Raw genomic sequence first — 16,560 nt, 5'->3', positions numbered from 1 at the left:
CCGCTGCGGGCCCTCCCGGGGCGGTGGAGGATGGGGGCATGAGGACCGCGTACGGGGTGGAGACGGTGCGGAGTGCCGAGGCGGCGCTCATGGCGGAGTTGCCCGCGGGGGCGCTCATGCAGCGGGCCGCGGCGGGGCTGGCCGCCGCGGCGGCCGGGTTGCTGGGGCGGACGTACGGGCGGCGGGTGGTGCTGCTCGTGGGGAGCGGGGACAACGGCGGGGACGCGCTGTACGCCGGGGCGCGGCTGGCGCGGCGCGGGGCGCGTGTGACGGCCCTGCTGCTCAGCCCGGAGCGGACGCACGGCGGCGGGCTTCGCGCCCTGCGGGCGGCCGGGGGACGGGTCGTGCCCGCGGAGGGCGGGGCTGCGGACGGTGGGGCTGCGGGGCTGGGTGGGGGAGGGTCCGGGCTGCGTCGGGTGTTCGGCGGTGCCGACCTCGTCGTCGACGGCATCGTGGGCATCGGCGGGTCCGGCGGGCTTCGGTCCGCCGCCGCCGCGCTCCTGCGGCTCGTCCGCGACACCGGCGCCCCCGTCCTCGCCGTCGACCTCCCCAGCGGCGTCGAGGCCGGCACCGGGGAGGTGCGGGGTGAGGCCGTGACCGCCGCCGCCACCGTCACCTTCGGTACGTACAAGCCCGGCCTGCTCGTCGACCCCGCCGCCGAGCGCGCCGGGGCGCTGCGGCTCGTGGACATCGGGCTCGGGCCGTACCTGCCCGCCGTGCCGGAGCTGGAGGCGTTGCAGCACGCCGACGTGGCCGCGCTGCTGCCGTCGCCGACCGCCGAGAGCGACAAGTACCGGCGCGGTGTCGTCGGTGTCGTCGCCGGGTCCGAGCGGTACCCCGGCGCCGCCGTGCTCGCCGTCGGCGGGGCGCTGCGCGGCGGGGCGGGGGCCGTGCGGTACGTGGGGCCCGCGGCGCGGGCGGTCATCGCGCGGTATCCGGAGACGCTCGTGCACCCCGGGCCGCCCGCGAAGGCGGGCCGGGTCCAGGCGTGGGTCGTCGGGCCGGGGCTCGGGGACGGGCCGGGGGCGGCGGAGGTGCTGGAGCAGGTGCTCGCCGCCGACGTGCCGGTGCTGGTGGACGCCGACGGCCTGCGGCTGCTGGACGCGGTACGGGTACGGGGCCGGTCCGCGCCGACGCTGCTCACCCCGCACGCCGGGGAGGCCGCCGCGCTGCTGGGCGTGGACCGGGCGGAGGTGGAGTCGGGCCGGCTGGCGGCCGTACGGTCGCTGGCGGCGGCGTACGGGGCGACGACTCTGCTGAAGGGGTCCACCACCCTCGTCGCGGAGCCGGACGACAGCGGCGGTCCCGTACGCGTCAACCCCACCGGCACCCCCTGGCTGGCCACCGCCGGCAGCGGCGACGTCCTCTCCGGCCTCACCGGCTCCCTCCTCGCCGCCGGCCTCGCCGCCCGCGACGCCGCCTCCGCCGGCGCGTACCTCCACGGCCTCGCCGCCCGCACCCTCGCCGCCGGCGCCCCGGCCACCGCCCACGAACTCCCCGACGCCCTCCCCGGCGTCTGGCGGGACGTCCGCGGGGCGGCCGCGGAGCGGCCACGGGGCGGTGGCGGGAAGGCGGGCGGCTGACCACGGGGGTGCGGTGCCGCGGCGCGGGCGTCCGGCGCTGTCGTGGGGCTGCTCCGTCGCGCGGGGGCCGGGCCTGCTCCACGGCTGCCCGAACCCCGGCCGCCCGGCCCGGGTGCTCGTGCGCCCGTCCGCACGGCCTCCACTGCCGCCCCCGAGACCCGGGTGCCCCGGGCCTCGCGTCCGCGCCCGCCGCCCGCGGTCCGACCCGCCGCGCCCAGCCGCAGGCGTTCCCGCAATGCGACACTGGCCACGATGACCGACTCACCCCTCCGCGCCCGCGCGGAGATCGACCTCACCGCGTACGGCGCCAACATCCGCGCCCTGCGCGGTCTCGCCCCGCGCGCGCAGTTCATGGCCGTCCTCAAGGCCGACGCCTACGGCCACGGCACGCTGCCCTGCGCCCGCGCCGCCCGCGCCGCCGGCGCCGAGTGGCTGGGGACCGCGACGCCGCACGAGGCGCTGGGGCTGCGGGCGGCCGGTGACCGCGGGCGCATCCTGTGCTGGCTGTGGACGCCCGGGGGGCCGTGGCGGGAGGCCGTCGAGGCGGATCTCGACATCACCGTCAGCGGCCTCTGGGCGCTGCGGGAGCTGCTGCCCGCCGCCCGCGCCGCCGGGCGTACCGCGCGCGTGCAGCTCAAGGCCGACACCGGTCTCGGCCGCAACGGCTGTCTCGCCGGCGACTGGCCCGGTCTGGTCGCCGCCGCCCGCGCCGCGGAGGCCGATGGGGCCGTTTCCGTCACCGGCGTCTGGTCGCACTTCGCCCGCGCCGACGAGCCCGGCGACCCCTCCGTCCGCGGCCAGCTCGACGCCTTCCACGAGGCCCTCGCCGTCGCCGAGCGCGCCGGGCTGCGCCCCGAGGTGCGGCACATGGCGAACTCCCCGGCCACGCTCACCCTCCCCGCAGCCCACTTCGACCTCGTGCGGCCCGGGGTCTCGTCGTACGGGCTGTCGCCGAGCCCCGAGGTCGGTGTGCCCGCGGACTTCGGGCTGCGGCCGGTGATGGCGCTCAAGGCGTCTTTGGCGCAGGTCAAGGAGGCGCCGGCCGGGCTGGGCGTCTCGTACGGGCACCACTACGTCACCCCCGGCCGCACCACCCTCGCCCTCGTCCCCCTCGGCTACGCGGACGGTGTCCCGCGGCACGCGTCGGGTACGGGGCCGGTGCTGGTCGCCGGGAAGTGGCGGACGGTCGCCGGGCGGGTGGCGATGGACCAGTTCGTCGTGGACCTGGGCGGGGACGCGGCGGCGGCGGGCGACGAGGCGGTGCTGTTCGGCGCCGGGGACCACGGCGAGCCGACGGCGGAGGACTGGGCGCGGGCGACGGGCACGATCGGGTACGAGATCGTCACCCGGATCGGGCCCCGCGTTCCGCGCGTGTACGTGGGCGCCGCGGGGGATGCCCACCCCATGAACACGGACACGGAGACGAGCACAGGCACAGACACGGGTACGGGTACGGGCACGCACACCGGCACCCACGGGGCCCTCCATGGCTGACCCCCTCCCCGCCCCCGCCCCCGCCGGCGGCTGGGCCCGGGCGGGCCGCCGCGCCGGGATCGCCGGCGCCGCCATCGGCGTGCTCGCCGCCGGGGCCGCCGCCGGCGTCGCGGTGGAGCGGCTGGCGATGGGCCGCGGCGTGCGCCGCCGGGCCCGGGAGGCGCTCGACGCGGCCGGGCCGTACGGCACCCTCCGCGGCACCCCCGCCGCGGCCGTCGCGGACGACGGCACGGAGCTGTACTACGAGGTGGAGGAGCCCGGCGACTTCCCGCTGCCGGAGGACGACGCGGCGGCCCCCCGCCGCCGGCGGCGCCGCTTCGCCGCGGGCCGCCGCGAGCCCGCGCCCCTCACGGTCGTGTTCTCCCACGGCTACTGCCTCACCCAGGACGTGTGGCACTTCCAGCGCGCCGCCCTCCGCGGCCGCGTCCGCGCCGTCTACTGGGACCAGCGCAGCCACGGCCGCTCCGCCCGCGGCGTCTCCCAGCTCGCCGGCGACGAGCCGATCACCATCGAGCAGCTCGGCCGCGACCTGAAGGCCGTCGTCGACGCCGCCGCCCCCGAGGGCCCGCTGGTGCTCGTCGGGCACTCGATGGGCGGCATGACGGTCATGGCCTTCGCCGACCAGTTCCCCGGCCTGGTACGCGACCGGGTGGCCGGCGCCGCGTTCCTCGGCACCTCCGCGGGCGACCTCGGCCGGCTCACGTTCGGCCTGCCGGCGGCCGGCGCCTGGGCCGTACGGCACTTCGTGCCCGGCGTGCTCAAGGCCCTCGGCAGCCGGGCGGAGCTGGCCGAACGCGGCCGGCAGGCGACCGCCGACCTCTTCGCCGGGATCATCAAGCACTACTCCTTCGGCGCCGAGGGTGTGGACCCGGGCGTCGCGCGCTTCGCCGAACGGCTGCTGGAGAGCACGCCGATAGACGTCGTCGCCGAGTTCTACCCGGCGTTCGCCGCGCACGAGAAGGGCGAGGCGCTGGCGCTCTTCCGCGACCGCCCCGGCCTCGTCCTCGTCGGGGACCGGGACATGGTGACGCCCCCGGCGCACAGCGAGCGGATCGCGGCGCGGCTGCCGGACGCGGCGTACGAGGCCGTCGGGGACGCCGGGCACCTCGCCATGCTGGAGCGCCCCGACCGGGTGAACGAGGCGCTGGCCGCGCTGCTCACGCGCGCGGGTGCGCCGGACGCGGCGGGCGCGGCGGAGGCGGGCGCGCGGCCGGGGACGGGCCCGGACGCGCGGCCGGACGCGCAGGCGGCGCCGCGCCCGGGGGAGCGGCCCGTACGGCGCACGCGCGGCCCGTCCCGCCGGACCCCCTAACATCCAGTGCCATGAGCGCTGCCGCGACCACCACCACCGCCGTCCAGCTGACCGTCGAGACGCCCGCGCGGATGCAGGACCTGGGCCGCCGGCTGGCCGCCGTGCTGCGCGCCGGGGACCTCGTGCTGCTCACCGGGGCGCTGGGCGCGGGCAAGACGACGCTCGCGCGCGGGCTGGGCGACGGGCTCGGGGTGCGGGGGGCGGTGACGTCGCCGACGTTCGTCATCGCGCGCGTGCACCCGTCGGTCTCGGGCGGGCCGCCGCTGGTGCACGTCGACGCCTACCGGCTGGGCGGCGGCCTGGAGGAGATGGAGGACCTCGACCTGGACGTGTCGCTGCCGGAGTCGGTCGTGGTGGTGGAGTGGGGCGAGGGCAAGGTCGAGGAGCTGGCCGAGGACCGGCTGCACGTCGTCATCGAGCGCCGGACCGGGGGCGCCCCCGCGGCGGAGGCCCCCGACGCGGACGACGACCCCGACGACGGGGCCGACCCCGACGACGCCGACGCGGCCGACGTACGGCACGTCACCCTCACCGGCGTCGGCGACCGCTGGGCGCACGGCGCGCTCGCCGCGCTCGCGCGCGCCTGAACAGCAGTGCTGTACGTTCCGACAAAGATCCCGACGCTCCGTCGGCATATCGTTGCCCCCGTCCGGCGCGCGTGGTCCCATGGGCGTATGGCACCTGAGGAACCCGAGCGGCAGCGCCCCGCCGTGGGACTGGCCGAGCTGCTCGCCGCCTCCGCGGCGGCCGAGGCGGTCTCGACGCCACCCGCCGCCCCCCGGCCCGAAGCGCCCGGGAGCGCGCCGGGGGCCGAGACGGCCGGCGAGGCGGCCGGCGAGCCGGCACCCGCTCCGGCACCGGCGCCGGAGCAGCACGCCGCGTAGCGCGGGCGCCACTCCCGCCCCCGCCGCCGCGGCCGTCTAGGCTGCGCGGCATGGACATCGGCATCGGACTCCCCTCCACCATCCGCGGCATCCCCGGCACCCTCATCCCCGAGTGGGCCGTCGCCGCCGAGCGGGCGGGCTTCTCGACCCTGGGCGCCATCGACCGCGTCGCCTACGGCAACCTCGAAACGATCCCCACCCTCGCCGCCGCGGCCGCCGTCACCGAGCGGATCGGCCTGGCGACGACCATCCTCATCGCCCCGTTCCGCGGCAACGGCGCGCTGCTCGCCAAGCAGCTCGCCACCGTCGACGTGCTCTCCGGCGGCCGGCTCACCGTCGGCGCCGCCGTGGGTGGGCGGGAGGACGACTACGAGGCCGCCGGCGTGCCGTTCGCCGAGCGCGGCCGGATCTTCGACGAGCAGCTCGCCGAGATGCGCGCCGTCTGGAGCCAGGACGCCCGCGGCCGCGCCCACCCCGTCGGGCCGGCGCCGGTGCAGCCCGGCGGGCCGCCGATCCTCGTCGGCGGGGACGCCCCCGCGGCGTTCCGGCGGATCGCGGAGTACGGGGCCGGGTGGATCCTCGGCGGCGGCCGCCCGGAGCAGCTGGCCGCGGGCGCCGACAAGGCCAGGGCGGCGTGGCGGGCGGCGGGCCGGGAGGGCGAGCCGCGGATCGCGGCTCTGGCGTACGTGAGCCTCGGCGACGACGCCGCGGAGCACGCCCGCGACTACCTCCTCGACTACTACGGCTTCCTCGGCGACGTCGCCGAGATGATCGCCGGGTCCGCGCTGACGACGCCGCAGGCGGTCGCCGCCGCGCGGGCCGCCTTCGCGGACGCGGGCTGCGACGAGCTGGTGCTGTTCCCGTGCAACCCGGACCTGGCGCAGGTCGGGCTGATCGCCGAGGCCGCCGGGCTGTAGGGGCGAGGGGCGGGAGCCCGGGCCGGGGTCCGCCGGCGGGGTCCGCCGTCGGCGGGCCCCGCTACTTCACGACCCGGACCTCGACCCCCACCGTCGCGAAGCGCCACAGCGCCTTGCCGTCCGGCCGCGACGAGCGCACGCCGCCCGTCTTCTCCTGCGCGTCCGGGTCCGGCCGCGACCCGTCGAGCGCGGCGCTGAACCCGATGACGGTGCCCTCGGACTCGGTGAATATCACCACGTGCTCCACCGGCACCCCGTCCGAGCCGGTGACCTGCTTCGCCCGCGAGGTCACGCTGTACGTGCCGGGCGGCGGGTCGACGGAGCTGGGCGTCACCTTGTACGTCCGCAGCACCGAGTCGTCCTCGCCGACGAGCCAGACGCGCCGGTCCTTCAGCGCGTACACCACCCGCAGCCCGGAGCCGGAGCGGGCGGGCAGCGCCAGCTCCTCCTTCTCCTTCGACGCGGACGGCGAGGGGCTGGCGACGCCGGGGCGCTCGCGGGCCAGGGAGTCCGGCACGTTGGCGTTGGCCTGGTAGGCGAGGAAGGCGACCACGCCGAGGGCGGCGGTGGTCAGCCCGGCCACGAATTTCCCGCTGCCTGCCACGCGGTACGCCCCTTCCGGTACGGCCGCCGTGCGACCGCTCTGCCGAAGCCTGCCCTGCCCTGCCCTGCCCTGCCTCGTGCCCGCCCGGGTGCCGGCCCGCCGGGTCCGCCGGGTCCGCCCCCGCCTGCTCCGCCCGACGGTAGCACCCGCCCGGGCGGGCGCCGGGGCGTACCGGGGCGGTGAGTCAGCGGTGCGTCACCGGCCCGGGGGACGCGGTCCGGGCACCCCGCGCGCGCGACTACCCTGAAGGGCGTGCTGCTCGCCATGGACACCGCCACCCCCGCCGTCGCCGTCGCGCTCCACGACGGCACCCCCGGCTCGCCCGCGCTCGCCGAGTCGCACCAGGTCGACGCCCGGCGCCACGGCGAGCTGCTGCTGCCCGCCGTGGAGCGGGTGCTCGCCGGGGCCGGGCGGGAGCTGAAGGACCTGACCGGCGTCGTCGTCGGCGTCGGTCCCGGCCCGTACACGGGGCTGCGGGTGGGGCTGGTGACCGCCGAGGTCCTCGGCATGACGCTGGACGTCCCGGTGTACGGGATCTGCACGCTGGACGGCATCGCCTACGCCGCCGGGCGCGACGGCCTCGGCGGCGCGGACGGCCCGGACGCCCCGGGCGGCGCGGACGGCGCCGGGGGCATCGACGGGCCGTTCACCGTGGCCACCGACGCCCGCCGCAAAGAGGTCTACTGGGCCCGCTACGCCGACGCCCGCACCCGCCTCACCGAACCCGCCGTCGACCGCCCCGCCGACCTCGCCGGGCAGGTCGCCGGGCTGCCCGCCGCCGGCGCGGGCGCCGCGCTGTACCCCGACGTCTTCCCCGACGTCCGCCCCCCGGCGCACCAGCGCGCCGCCGCCCTCGCCGCGCTCGCCGCCGAGCGGCTCGCGGCGGGCGGCGCCGGGCTGCTGCCGCCCCGCCCGCTGTACCTGCGCCGCCCGGACGCGCAGGTCCCGGCCGGGTACAAGGCGGTCACGCCGAAGGCGGCCGGCCCGAAGGCGGTCAGCCCGCGATGACCGCGCGCCCGGCCCCGTGCGGGAGGGTCCAGGGCCCATGACCGCCGTCACCCTGCGCGAGATGCGGTGGTGGGACATCGACCCCGTGCTCGACCTCGAACGGGACACCTTCCCCGAGGACGCCTGGTCCCCGGCCATGTTCTGGTCCGAGCTGGCCCACGCCCGCGGCCCCGGCGCCACGCGCGCGTACGTCGTCGCCGAGGACGCCGCCGGCCGCGTCGTCGGCTACGGCGGGCTCGCCGCCGCCGACGGCACCGGCGACGTCCAGACCATCGCCGCCGCCCCCGACCACTGGGGCACCGGCCTCGGCCCGCGCCTGCTGGAGGCGCTGCTCGCCGCCGCCCGCCGCTTCGGCTGCCGCGAGGTGCTGCTGGAGGTGCGCGTCGACAACGGCCGCGCGCAGCGCCTCTACGAGCGCCACGGCTTCGCGGTGATCGGCGTCCGGCGCGGCTACTACCAGCCCGGAAACGTTGATGCGCTCGTCATGCGCCGTACCGAGAAAGAGTCAACTACCCGGCCCTGAAGCTGAAGGACCGGGTTTGCAGGCAGAGTGAGACGTGATGCCAATGCCCCGCTGTGGGATCCTGCGTCCGGAATGGCTAGGCCGTTCTGGGGCGGTTGACTGCGCCCCGCTGCCACACAGCATCGGCCCGGTGGGCGATGTTGCGGGAGCCGTTGTGGTCCGCGTGCAGGATCGTCCCGCAGGACTTGCACACGAACCTCGCTTGGTCGGTCCGGTTGGACCGGTGGGTGTGCCAGCAGTTGGAGCACTGGCGGGAGGTGTTGCGCGGGTCCACGCGGACCACGGGCACTCCCGCTCGCCTGGCCTTGTATTCAACGAAGGAGCCGAGCTGGGCGAACGCCCACGAGGAAAGCCGTGCCCGCTGGTCCTTCTTGGCCGTAACCCTCTGCCGGATGCCGGTCAGGTCTTCCAGACCGATACCCCGGGAGGTGCGTTCAGCGGTGGCGACGAGCTTCTTGGCGATGATGTGGTTGCGCTGGGTGGCGTAGCGGGCCTCCTTGCGCCGCTGGCGCACGAGGACCCGGGCGGCGGAGGTGGTCCGCTTCTTCTGGAGCTTGGAGCGCAGGTCCCGCTTGCGTTTGCGGTAGCGGTTGACCTGCCGTCCGGACATGACCTGCCCGTCAGAGGTCGTGGCGATGTTGACGATCCCGAAATCCACCCCGAGGAAGCCGTCCGGCTGCGACACGGGCGGTTCGGGGATGTCGATGGTCGCGATCAGGAAGAACATGCCGTCGCGCATCACCAGATCGGACTCGCCCTTACGGCAGGCAAGGAGCTGCAACGCCTCGGACGAGCACACGAAGGGGACACCCTTCAGGCGCCCGGCCAGCGTCCAGATGCTGACCGTCTGCTGGTCGAGGTTCCACGTCAGGATGCGGTCGTCGTAGGGCTGGGCCGCCGTCTCCCGAAACCGGATCGGCCTGGACTCGGCCCGCGCCCGGCGCTTGGAGCCCTCCGGGCCGCAGTTCCCCGCCCGCAGGTTGGCCTTCAGCGTCGCGTACGCGTCGCACACCTTCTTCACCGTGCGCACAGCGGCCTGCGCCCCGAGATCGAAGTCGGCCCTGATCCGGTGGTACACCGCATCCTGCAACACGTTCCGGCGCTTGAGGCCCTTCGCGAACGCCACCTCGGAGGCTGCGTTCGCCGCCCGGTTGCAGGCACGCAGGGTCGCCGCCAACGCGTCCGCATCATGAGTGGACGCAGGCAGCAACTTCACCTGCGAGACAATCTTCACGCAGAACAACCTATGAGCTTCCGGTCAGGGAGGACAAGTTGAGGTACAAGCACGGTCTTTCACCCTGGGGGTCCCGCCCCGCCACGTGGGATCGTCGATTCCTCCCCGCCCCAAAGGACGGGGCATCTTCGAAGGACACCCGGTGAAAGCCCCCATGGCTGACGAACCCCTGGTGCTCGGCATCGAGACGTCCTGCGACGAGACCGGCGTCGGGATCGTCCGCGGCCACACGCTGCTCGCCGACGCCGTCGCGTCCAGCGTCGACGCGCACGCCCGCTTCGGCGGCGTGGTGCCCGAGGTGGCCAGCCGGGCGCACCTGGAGGCGATGGTGCCGACCATCGAGCGGGCGCTGCGCGACGCCGGGGTCGCGGCCCGCGACCTGGACGCGGTCGCGGTGACGGCGGGCCCGGGGCTGTCCGGGGCGCTGCTGGTCGGGGTGGCGGCGGCCAAGGCGTACGCGTACGCGCTCGGCAAGCCGCTCTACGGCGTCAACCACCTGGCCTCGCACATCGCCGTCGACCAGCTCGAACACGGCCCGCTGCCGGAGCCGACGATGGCCCTGCTCGTGTCCGGAGGGCACTCCTCGCTGCTGGTGTCCGCCGACATCACCGCCGACGTGCGCCCGCTCGGCGCGACCATCGACGACGCGGCGGGCGAGGCGTTCGACAAGGTCGCCCGGGTGCTCGGGCTCGGCTTCCCCGGCGGCCCGTACATCGACCGGGCCGCGCGCGAGGGCGACCCGGCCGCGATCCGCTTCCCGCGCGGGCTGACGGGGCCGCGGGACCCGCTGTACGACTTCTCCTTCTCCGGGCTGAAGACGTCCGTCGCCCGCTGGGTGGAGGCCCGGCGCGCGGCGGGGGAGGAGGTGCCGGTGGCGGACGTGGCGGCGTCGTTCCAGGAGTCGGTGGCGGACGTGCTGACGCGCAAGGCGGTACGGGCCTGCCGGGACAGCGGCGTCGGCCACCTGATGATCGGCGGCGGCGTGGCGGCGAACTCGCGGCTGCGGGCGATGGCGGAGCGGCGCTGCGAGGACGCGGGGATCGTGCTGCGGGTGCCGCGGATGAAGCTCTGTACGGACAACGGCGCGATGGTCGCGGCGCTGGGCGCGGAGATGGTGGCGCGGGGGCGGGCGGCGTCGGACTGGGAGCTGTCGGCGGACTCGTCGCTGCCGGTGACGGAGACGCACGTACCGGGGCACGGCGCCCACGGCCACGACCACGACCACGTGCACGAGCTGGCGAAGGACAACCTCTACTCATGACGGTCGCGCTGATGTGGGAGGCGAAGGCGGCGCCCGGCCGGGCGGACGAGCTGCTGGCCTGGGCGCGTGCGCAGCGCCTGGCCGCCGGGGCCGCCGGGCCGCTGCGCCGCGAGACGTTCACCGCGCCCGGCGAGCGGGTGCTGGTCATCACGTGGTGGGACGCGCCCTACGACGCGGAGCTGCCCGAGCTGCCCGCCCCCGGCGACGGCGGCCTGCTGGCGCGGCCCGCGCACCGGTGGCGGTTCACGTCGCTGGGGCCGGACGGCCCAGCAGCACCGTAGGGGCGCCGGCGACGCGGGTCAGGAAGACGGTGCAGGACACCGCGGGCGGGCCGCTGAGCTTCAGCTTCCGCCGCAGCTCCGCGGGCTCCACGGCGGAGCCGCGCTTCTTGACGGTGACGCTGCCGACGCCGCGTTCGCGCAGCAGCGCGCGGAGCTTCTTGACGCCGAACGGGAGCGTGTCGGTGATCTCGTACGCGGTGGCGTACGGGGTCGGCGCCGGGTCGTCGGCCGTGACGTAGGCGATGGTCGGGTCCAGCAGCCGCCCGCCGACCTGCGCCGCCACCTCGGCGACGAGGTGCGCGCGGATGACGGCGCCGTCCGGCTCGTACAGATAGCGCCCGACGGGGCCGGGCGCCGGGTCGGGCAGGCCGCGGCCGGTGAGGGTGACGTCGGCGGGCAGGAGGGTCGCGCGCCGGGCGCCCGGCTCGGTGCCGAACCAGAGCACGGCCTCCTTCACGTCGCCGGCGTCGGAGACCCACTCCGCCTCGGCGGCGTCCGGCACGGCCTCGTGCGGGATGCCGGGGGCGACCTTCAGCGCGGCGTGCGAGACGCGGCCGGCGACCTCGACGGCCCAGGAGAGCGGCGGGGAGTACGCCTCGGGGTCGAAGATGCGCCCGCGTCCGCCGCCGACCCGGCGGGCCGGAGCACCCCCTCCGATCCGGCGGGCCGGATCGACGAATACCGCGTCGTACCCGGAGATGTCCACGTCCCCCACCTCCGCGCACCGCACCTCGATCAGCTCCGCCAGCCCCAGCGCCGCCGCGTTGGCCCGGGCGGCGGCGGCCGCCGCCGGGTCCCGGTCGACGGCGAGCACGGCGATCCCGGCCCGCGCCAGCGCCACCGCGTCGCCGCCGATACCGCAGCACAGGTCGGCCACCCGGGTGACGCCGAGCGCCGCGAACCGGGCCGCGCGGTGGGCCGCCACCGCCGTACGGGTCGCCTGCTCGACGCCGTCGGGGGTGAAGTACATCCGCGCCGCGTCCGCCGCGCCGAACTTCGCCGCCGCCCGCTGCCGCAGCCGGGCCTGCCCGAGCGCGGCGGAGACCAGCGCGGCGGGGTGGTCGCGGCGGAGCCGGGTGGCGAGGGCCAGTTCGTCGGCGGGGTCGTGGTCGCGCAGCTCGGCGAGGAGTGCCTGGCCGGCGGGGGTGAGGAGGGGGGCGAGGGGGTCGTGCATGGGCCCATTGTTCCGCCGGCCGGAGGAGCGTGCGGCGTGGCGGCGCGACCCCCCGTTCCGTACTGGGAGGATGCGGATGTACCAAACTAATACGACAAAAGGATAAAATGATTCCACGCGCAGCTCTCCGTGCGGGCCTTCTCGCCCTGTCCGCCGCCTCCCTCCTCGCCTCCGCCTGCTCCCACGAAACCGCCGGGCACCCCCGCCCCCTCACCCCCTCCCACGAGGACGCCAAGCCCGCCGCCGCCGGCGCCCCCGCCGCCGCGCCCGCCCGCGCGCTCGCCGCCACCGCGCGGCACCAGCAGCGCGCCCACGCCCGGCGGCTCGCCGCCGCCCGCGTCTGGGGCCTGGACGCCGCCCCGCTGCTGCCGCCCGCCCCGCCGCGCACCAAGCCCGCGCTCACCACCGAACCCGGCTTCGGGACCGAGGGCGGCGGCGCCGGCCTGCCGCCCGTCATCACCCGGGTCCCGACCGACGACCGGGTCATCTTCCTGACCATCGACGACGGCTACCGCAAGGACCCCGAGCTGCTGCGCATGCTGCGCGAACTCGACGTCCCCGTCAGCGCCTTCCTCACCGACGCGGCGGCGCGCGACGACTACGCCTACTTCCGCGCCCTCCGCGACCTCGGCACCACCATCAACAACCACACCCTCCGCCACCCCGACCTGCGCGAGCTGACCTACGCCGAGCAGCGCGCGGAGATCTGCGGCCAGCAGCGCGTCCTGAAACGCGAGATGGGCACCGCGCCGCGGATCTTCCGCCCGCCCTACGGCAACTACAACGGCGACACCCTGCGCGCCGCGAAGGACTGCGGCGCCGACGTCGTGCCGCTGTGGCAGCAGGAGGCGTTCCCGGGGCGCTGGACGTACTCCCGCGGTGACACCGACTTCCACCCCGGCGATATCGTTCTCACCCACTTCGAAGGCCCTTCCGAATTCGGCGGCACGATGGCCGATGTCGTCCGTACGGTGCTCCGTAAGGCGAGAGCCGAGGGCTTCGCCGTCGCCCGTTTGGAGGACTACGTATGAGGCGCAGCCGCGCCGGCCGGCGGCGGTCGTCCGCCGCCGCGATAGCCGCCGCCTGCCTGCTGGCGCTCACCGCCTGCGCGGACGCCGCTAGGCCGCCGGAGGAGTGGTTCCCGGAGACCACCGGCGACTCCGCGGGGGACCGGCGGCACGACGGCAAGCCGCGGGCGGCCGGCGAGGGCCGTACGCCCCGCGCGCTGCCCGGCGGCGGCAAGGAGGCGGCCGCCGGCGCCGGCCGCGCCGCCGCCCCCGGGGCGTACCGCCGCTGGGGCCTCGACCGCCCCCTCGACCCGCCGCCGGAGCCGCCCGCGAGCCGTCCGGTGCACCCCGCGGACACCGGGCTGCCGGCCGTGGTCGACCGGGTGCCGACGCGCGACAAGGTCGTCTTCCTCACCATCGACGACGGCACGGAGAAGGACCCGGAGCTGATCGACATGGCGGCCGACCTGGGGCTGCCGTTCAGCATGTTCCTCGCCGACTCCTCGGTCAGGGGAGGCGCGGGCGAGGACTACGGGTACTTCGAGGAGCTGCGCCGGCTCGGCAACTCCGTGCACGGCCACACCCTCACCCACCCCGACCTCACCTCCCTGCCGTACGCCGCGCAGCGCCGCCAGATCTGCGGCCAGCAGCGGCGCGTCGCGGACCGCTTCGGCGTCCGCCCGACGCTCTTCCGCCCGCCCTACGGCGAGTACGACGCGGCGACGCTGAAGGCCGCCGCCTCCTGCGGCGTACGGGCCATGCCGATGTGGCGGGTCGAGCTGAAGGCGAGCGGGCTGGAGTACCGCAGCGGCGACCGGCTGCGCCCCGGCGACATCGTGCTGGCGCACTTCCGCGGACCGGGGCAGCAGGGCGGGCGGACGATGACGGACGTGGTGGCGGAGCTGCTGCGGGAGGTCCAGCGGCAGGGCTTCACGGTGGCCCGGCTGGAGGACTACATGTGACACGGCCGTGCGGGTTTCGTACGGCCGTACGGGTGCGGGGGCGGCGACGCGGGCGGCAATCTGGCACTCGGCTTGACCGAGTGCTAAAGGGCGGCATAACCTCGGCTCTGGCACTCCCCGAGGGAGAGTGCCAACACAGCGACGAGGCGGATCCGGCACCCGCGACGACGGGTCCTCCTGGGTCGCCACCCCAGACATTCAACCCCGCGAGATCTCCGAAGGGGGAGGTCGGATCGTGACGACCGCCAGCACCAAGGTTGCCATCAAGCCGCTTGAGGACCGCATCGTGGTCCAGACGCTCGAAGCCGAGGAGACCACGGCTTCGGGCCTGGTCATCCCGGACACCGCCAAGGAGAAGCCCCAGGAGGGCGTCGTCCTGGCCGTCGGCCCGGGCCGCTTCGAGGACGGCAACCGCCTGCCGCTCGACGTCTCCGTCGGCGACGTCGTTCTCTACAGCAAGTACGGCGGCACCGAGGTGAAGTACAACAACGAGGACTACCTCGTCCTCTCGGCCCGCGACGTGCTCGCGATCATCGAGAAGTAACGGGGCGCACCCGCTTCTTCAGCACCCCAGGCCGCGCCCCGGATCCGTTCGCCGAGCAGGACATATCGAAACGGGCCGGGGCGTCGGCGCTCCCTACGCGCCCTTTGAGAGGATCCACGTTTCATGGCGAAGACTCTGAAGTTCGACGAGGACGCCCGCCGCGCTCTGGAGCGCGGCGTGGACAAGCTCGCCGACACCGTGAAGGTGACGATCGGCCCCAAGGGCCGCAACGTCGTCATCGACAAGAAGTTCGGCGCCCCGACCATCACCAACGACGGCGTGACCATCGCCCGTGAGATCGAGGTCGAGGACCCCTACGAGAACCTCGGCGCCCAGCTGGTGAAGGAGGTGGCGACCAAGACCAACGACATCGCGGGCGACGGCACCACCACCGCCACCGTGCTGGCCCAGGCGCTCGTCCGCGAGGGCCTGCGCAACGTCGCCGCCGGGGCCTCCCCCGCCGCGCTCAAGCGCGGCATCGACGCCGCCGTCGCGGCCGTCTCCGACGAGCTGCTGAAGGCCGCCAGCCCGATCGACTCCAAGTCCGACATCGCCGCGGTCGCCGCGCTCTCCGCCCAGGACGAGCAGGTCGGCCAGCTCATCGGCGAGGCCATGGACAAGGTCGGCAAGGACGGCGTCATCACCGTCGAGGAGTCCAACACCTTCGGCCTGGAGCTGGACTTCACCGAGGGCATGGCCTTCGACAAGGGCTACCTGTCCCACTACATGGTGACCGACCAGGACCGCATGGAGGCGGTGCTGGAGGACCCGTACATCCTGATCACCCAGGGCAAGATCTCCTCCATCCAGGACCTGCTGCCGCTGCTGGAGAAGGTCATGCAGGCCGGCTCGTCGAAGCCGCTGCTGATCGTCGCCGAGGACGTCGAGGGCGAGGCGCTGTCCACCCTCGTCGTCAACAAGATCCGCGGCACCTTCAACTCCGTCGCGGTCAAGGCCCCCGGCTTCGGCGACCGCCGCAAGGCGATGCTCGGCGACATGGCCACCCTGACGGGCGGCACCGTGGTCTCCGAGGAGGTCGGCCTCAAGCTCGACCAGGTGGGCCTGGAGGTCCTGGGCACCGCGCGCCGCGTGGTCATCACCAAGGACGACACGACGATCGTCGACGGCGCCGGCAAGTCCGACGAGGTCGCCGGCCGGGTCGCGCAGATCAAGGCCGAGATCGAGGCCACGGACTCCGACTGGGACCGCGAGAAGCTCCAGGAGCGGCTGGCCAAGCTGGCCGGCGGCGTGTGCGTCATCCGCGTCGGCGCGGCCACCGAGGTCGAGCTGAAGGAGAAGAAGCACCGCCTGGAGGACGCCATCTCCGCCACCCGCGCGGCGGTCGAGGAGGGCATCGTCTCCGGCGGCGGCTCGGCGCTCGTGCACGCCGCGAAGGCGCTGGAGGGCAGCCTGGACCGCACCGGCGACGAGGCCACCGGCGTCGCGGTCGTGCGCCGCGCGGCGGTCGAGCCGCTGCGGTGGATCGCGGAGAACGCGGGCCTGGAGGGGTACGTCATCACCTCCAAGGTCGCCGAGCTGACGTCCGGCCAGGGCTTCAACGCCGCGACCGGCGAGTACGGGGACCTGGTGAAGGCCGGCGTCATCGACCCGGTGAAGGTGACCCGCTCGGCGCTGGAGAACGCGGCGTCGATCGCGTCGCTGCTGCTGACCACGGAGAGCGCCGTGGTGGAGAAGCCGGAGCCGGAGGAGGACCAGGGCGGCGGCCACGGCCACGGCCACGCGCACTGACCGACTCCGGTCGGGGCGGCGGG

Annotated in this window: 17 protein-coding genes; 14 read left to right on the top strand and 3 right to left on the bottom strand. The window is 75.8% G+C overall.

Annotation, left to right across the window (positions count from 1 at the left end):
- Positions 1-38 precede the first annotated feature (38 nt).
- The 6 genes from ACHZ99_RS31905 (at position 39) to ACHZ99_RS31880 (ending at position 6,190) form a co-directional block, all read left to right on the top strand.
- Positions 39-1,583 (top strand): NAD(P)H-hydrate dehydratase, encoded by a 1,545-nt coding sequence (locus tag ACHZ99_RS31905; RefSeq protein ID WP_420308323.1) that lies wholly within the window; start codon positions 39-41, stop codon positions 1,581-1,583.
- A 252-nt stretch (positions 1,584-1,835) separates the two neighbouring features.
- A complete protein-coding gene (gene alr, locus ACHZ99_RS31900; protein WP_420308322.1) occupies positions 1,836-3,077 on the top strand; it encodes an alanine racemase in 1,242 nt (413 codons plus the stop codon).
- Positions 3,070-4,389, top strand: coding sequence for an alpha/beta fold hydrolase (locus ACHZ99_RS31895; RefSeq protein ID WP_420308321.1), 1,320 nt, complete (start codon positions 3,070-3,072; stop codon positions 4,387-4,389). Before alr ends, ACHZ99_RS31895 begins: the two co-directional genes overlap by 8 nt.
- Before the next feature lie 11 nt (positions 4,390-4,400).
- Complete coding sequence (tsaE, locus tag ACHZ99_RS31890) at positions 4,401-4,976, top strand: tRNA (adenosine(37)-N6)-threonylcarbamoyltransferase complex ATPase subunit type 1 TsaE (RefSeq protein ID WP_420308320.1); 576 nt, start codon at positions 4,401-4,403, stop codon at positions 4,974-4,976.
- An 87-nt stretch (positions 4,977-5,063) separates the two neighbouring features.
- The gene (locus tag ACHZ99_RS31885) at positions 5,064-5,273 is read left to right on the top strand and encodes a hypothetical protein (RefSeq protein WP_420308319.1); all 210 of its coding nucleotides are present in this window, start codon (positions 5,064-5,066) and stop codon (positions 5,271-5,273) included.
- A 50-nt stretch (positions 5,274-5,323) separates the two neighbouring features.
- The gene (locus ACHZ99_RS31880) at positions 5,324-6,190 is read left to right on the top strand and encodes an LLM class flavin-dependent oxidoreductase (protein ID WP_420308318.1); all 867 of its coding nucleotides are present in this window, start codon (positions 5,324-5,326) and stop codon (positions 6,188-6,190) included.
- A 61-nt stretch (positions 6,191-6,251) separates the two neighbouring features.
- Here ACHZ99_RS31880 and ACHZ99_RS31875 read toward each other — a convergent pair whose 3' ends face one another.
- Positions 6,252-6,773: a hypothetical protein gene (locus ACHZ99_RS31875; RefSeq protein WP_420308368.1), complete on the bottom strand. Its 522-nt coding sequence runs from the start codon at positions 6,771-6,773 to the stop codon at positions 6,252-6,254.
- A 285-nt stretch (positions 6,774-7,058) separates the two neighbouring features.
- Here ACHZ99_RS31875 and tsaB point away from each other — a divergent pair, with 285 nt between their 5' ends.
- Both tsaB and rimI read left to right on the top strand, forming a co-directional pair.
- Positions 7,059-7,802, top strand: a complete 744-nt coding sequence (gene tsaB / locus ACHZ99_RS31870) for a tRNA (adenosine(37)-N6)-threonylcarbamoyltransferase complex dimerization subunit type 1 TsaB (RefSeq protein WP_420308367.1) — start codon at positions 7,059-7,061, stop codon at positions 7,800-7,802.
- A 37-nt stretch (positions 7,803-7,839) separates the two neighbouring features.
- Positions 7,840-8,325: a ribosomal protein S18-alanine N-acetyltransferase gene (gene rimI / locus ACHZ99_RS31865; RefSeq protein ID WP_420308317.1), complete on the top strand. Its 486-nt coding sequence runs from the start codon at positions 7,840-7,842 to the stop codon at positions 8,323-8,325.
- A 76-nt stretch (positions 8,326-8,401) separates the two neighbouring features.
- On the opposite strand, the gene ACHZ99_RS31860 is transcribed toward rimI, so the two are convergent.
- Positions 8,402-9,559, bottom strand: coding sequence for an RNA-guided endonuclease InsQ/TnpB family protein (locus ACHZ99_RS31860; RefSeq protein WP_420308316.1), 1,158 nt, complete (start codon positions 9,557-9,559; stop codon positions 8,402-8,404).
- A gap of 154 nt (positions 9,560-9,713) precedes the next feature.
- On the opposite strand from ACHZ99_RS31860, the gene tsaD reads away from it, so the two are divergent.
- Positions 9,714-10,820, top strand: coding sequence for a tRNA (adenosine(37)-N6)-threonylcarbamoyltransferase complex transferase subunit TsaD (gene tsaD, locus ACHZ99_RS31855; RefSeq protein WP_420308315.1), 1,107 nt, complete (start codon positions 9,714-9,716; stop codon positions 10,818-10,820).
- Complete coding sequence (locus tag ACHZ99_RS31850; protein ID WP_420308314.1) at positions 10,817-11,101, top strand: hypothetical protein; 285 nt, start codon at positions 10,817-10,819, stop codon at positions 11,099-11,101. The genes tsaD and ACHZ99_RS31850 overlap by 4 nt, the downstream gene beginning before the upstream one ends.
- Here the strand turns inward: ACHZ99_RS31850 and ACHZ99_RS31845 are convergent.
- Positions 11,064-12,275, bottom strand: a complete 1,212-nt coding sequence (locus ACHZ99_RS31845) for a THUMP-like domain-containing protein (RefSeq protein WP_420308313.1) — start codon at positions 12,273-12,275, stop codon at positions 11,064-11,066. The two genes, ACHZ99_RS31850 and ACHZ99_RS31845, sit on opposite strands and share 38 nt — an antisense overlap.
- A 107-nt stretch (positions 12,276-12,382) precedes the next feature.
- Between ACHZ99_RS31845 and ACHZ99_RS31840 the strand changes: the two genes are divergently transcribed.
- From ACHZ99_RS31840 to groL, 4 genes are all read left to right on the top strand, one after another.
- The gene (locus ACHZ99_RS31840; protein ID WP_420308312.1) at positions 12,383-13,306 is read left to right on the top strand and encodes a polysaccharide deacetylase family protein; all 924 of its coding nucleotides are present in this window, start codon (positions 12,383-12,385) and stop codon (positions 13,304-13,306) included.
- Positions 13,303-14,244: a polysaccharide deacetylase family protein gene (locus ACHZ99_RS31835; protein ID WP_420308311.1), complete on the top strand. Its 942-nt coding sequence runs from the start codon at positions 13,303-13,305 to the stop codon at positions 14,242-14,244. Before ACHZ99_RS31840 ends, ACHZ99_RS31835 begins: the two co-directional genes overlap by 4 nt.
- 235 nt (positions 14,245-14,479) lie before the next feature.
- Complete coding sequence (gene groES / locus ACHZ99_RS31830; protein WP_027756363.1) at positions 14,480-14,788, top strand: co-chaperone GroES; 309 nt, start codon at positions 14,480-14,482, stop codon at positions 14,786-14,788.
- A 123-nt stretch (positions 14,789-14,911) separates the two neighbouring features.
- The gene (groL, locus tag ACHZ99_RS31825; protein ID WP_420308310.1) at positions 14,912-16,537 is read left to right on the top strand and encodes a chaperonin GroEL; all 1,626 of its coding nucleotides are present in this window, start codon (positions 14,912-14,914) and stop codon (positions 16,535-16,537) included.
- The last annotated feature ends 23 nt before the right edge of the window (positions 16,538-16,560 follow it).

The sequence above is a fragment of the Streptomyces sp. MAR4 CNX-425 genome (assembly GCF_048656465.1).
GTDB lineage: Bacteria > Actinomycetota > Actinomycetes > Streptomycetales > Streptomycetaceae > Streptomyces.
Note: the sequence above shows the minus strand (reverse complement) of the source record. Positions and strands in the feature narration are given on the sequence as shown.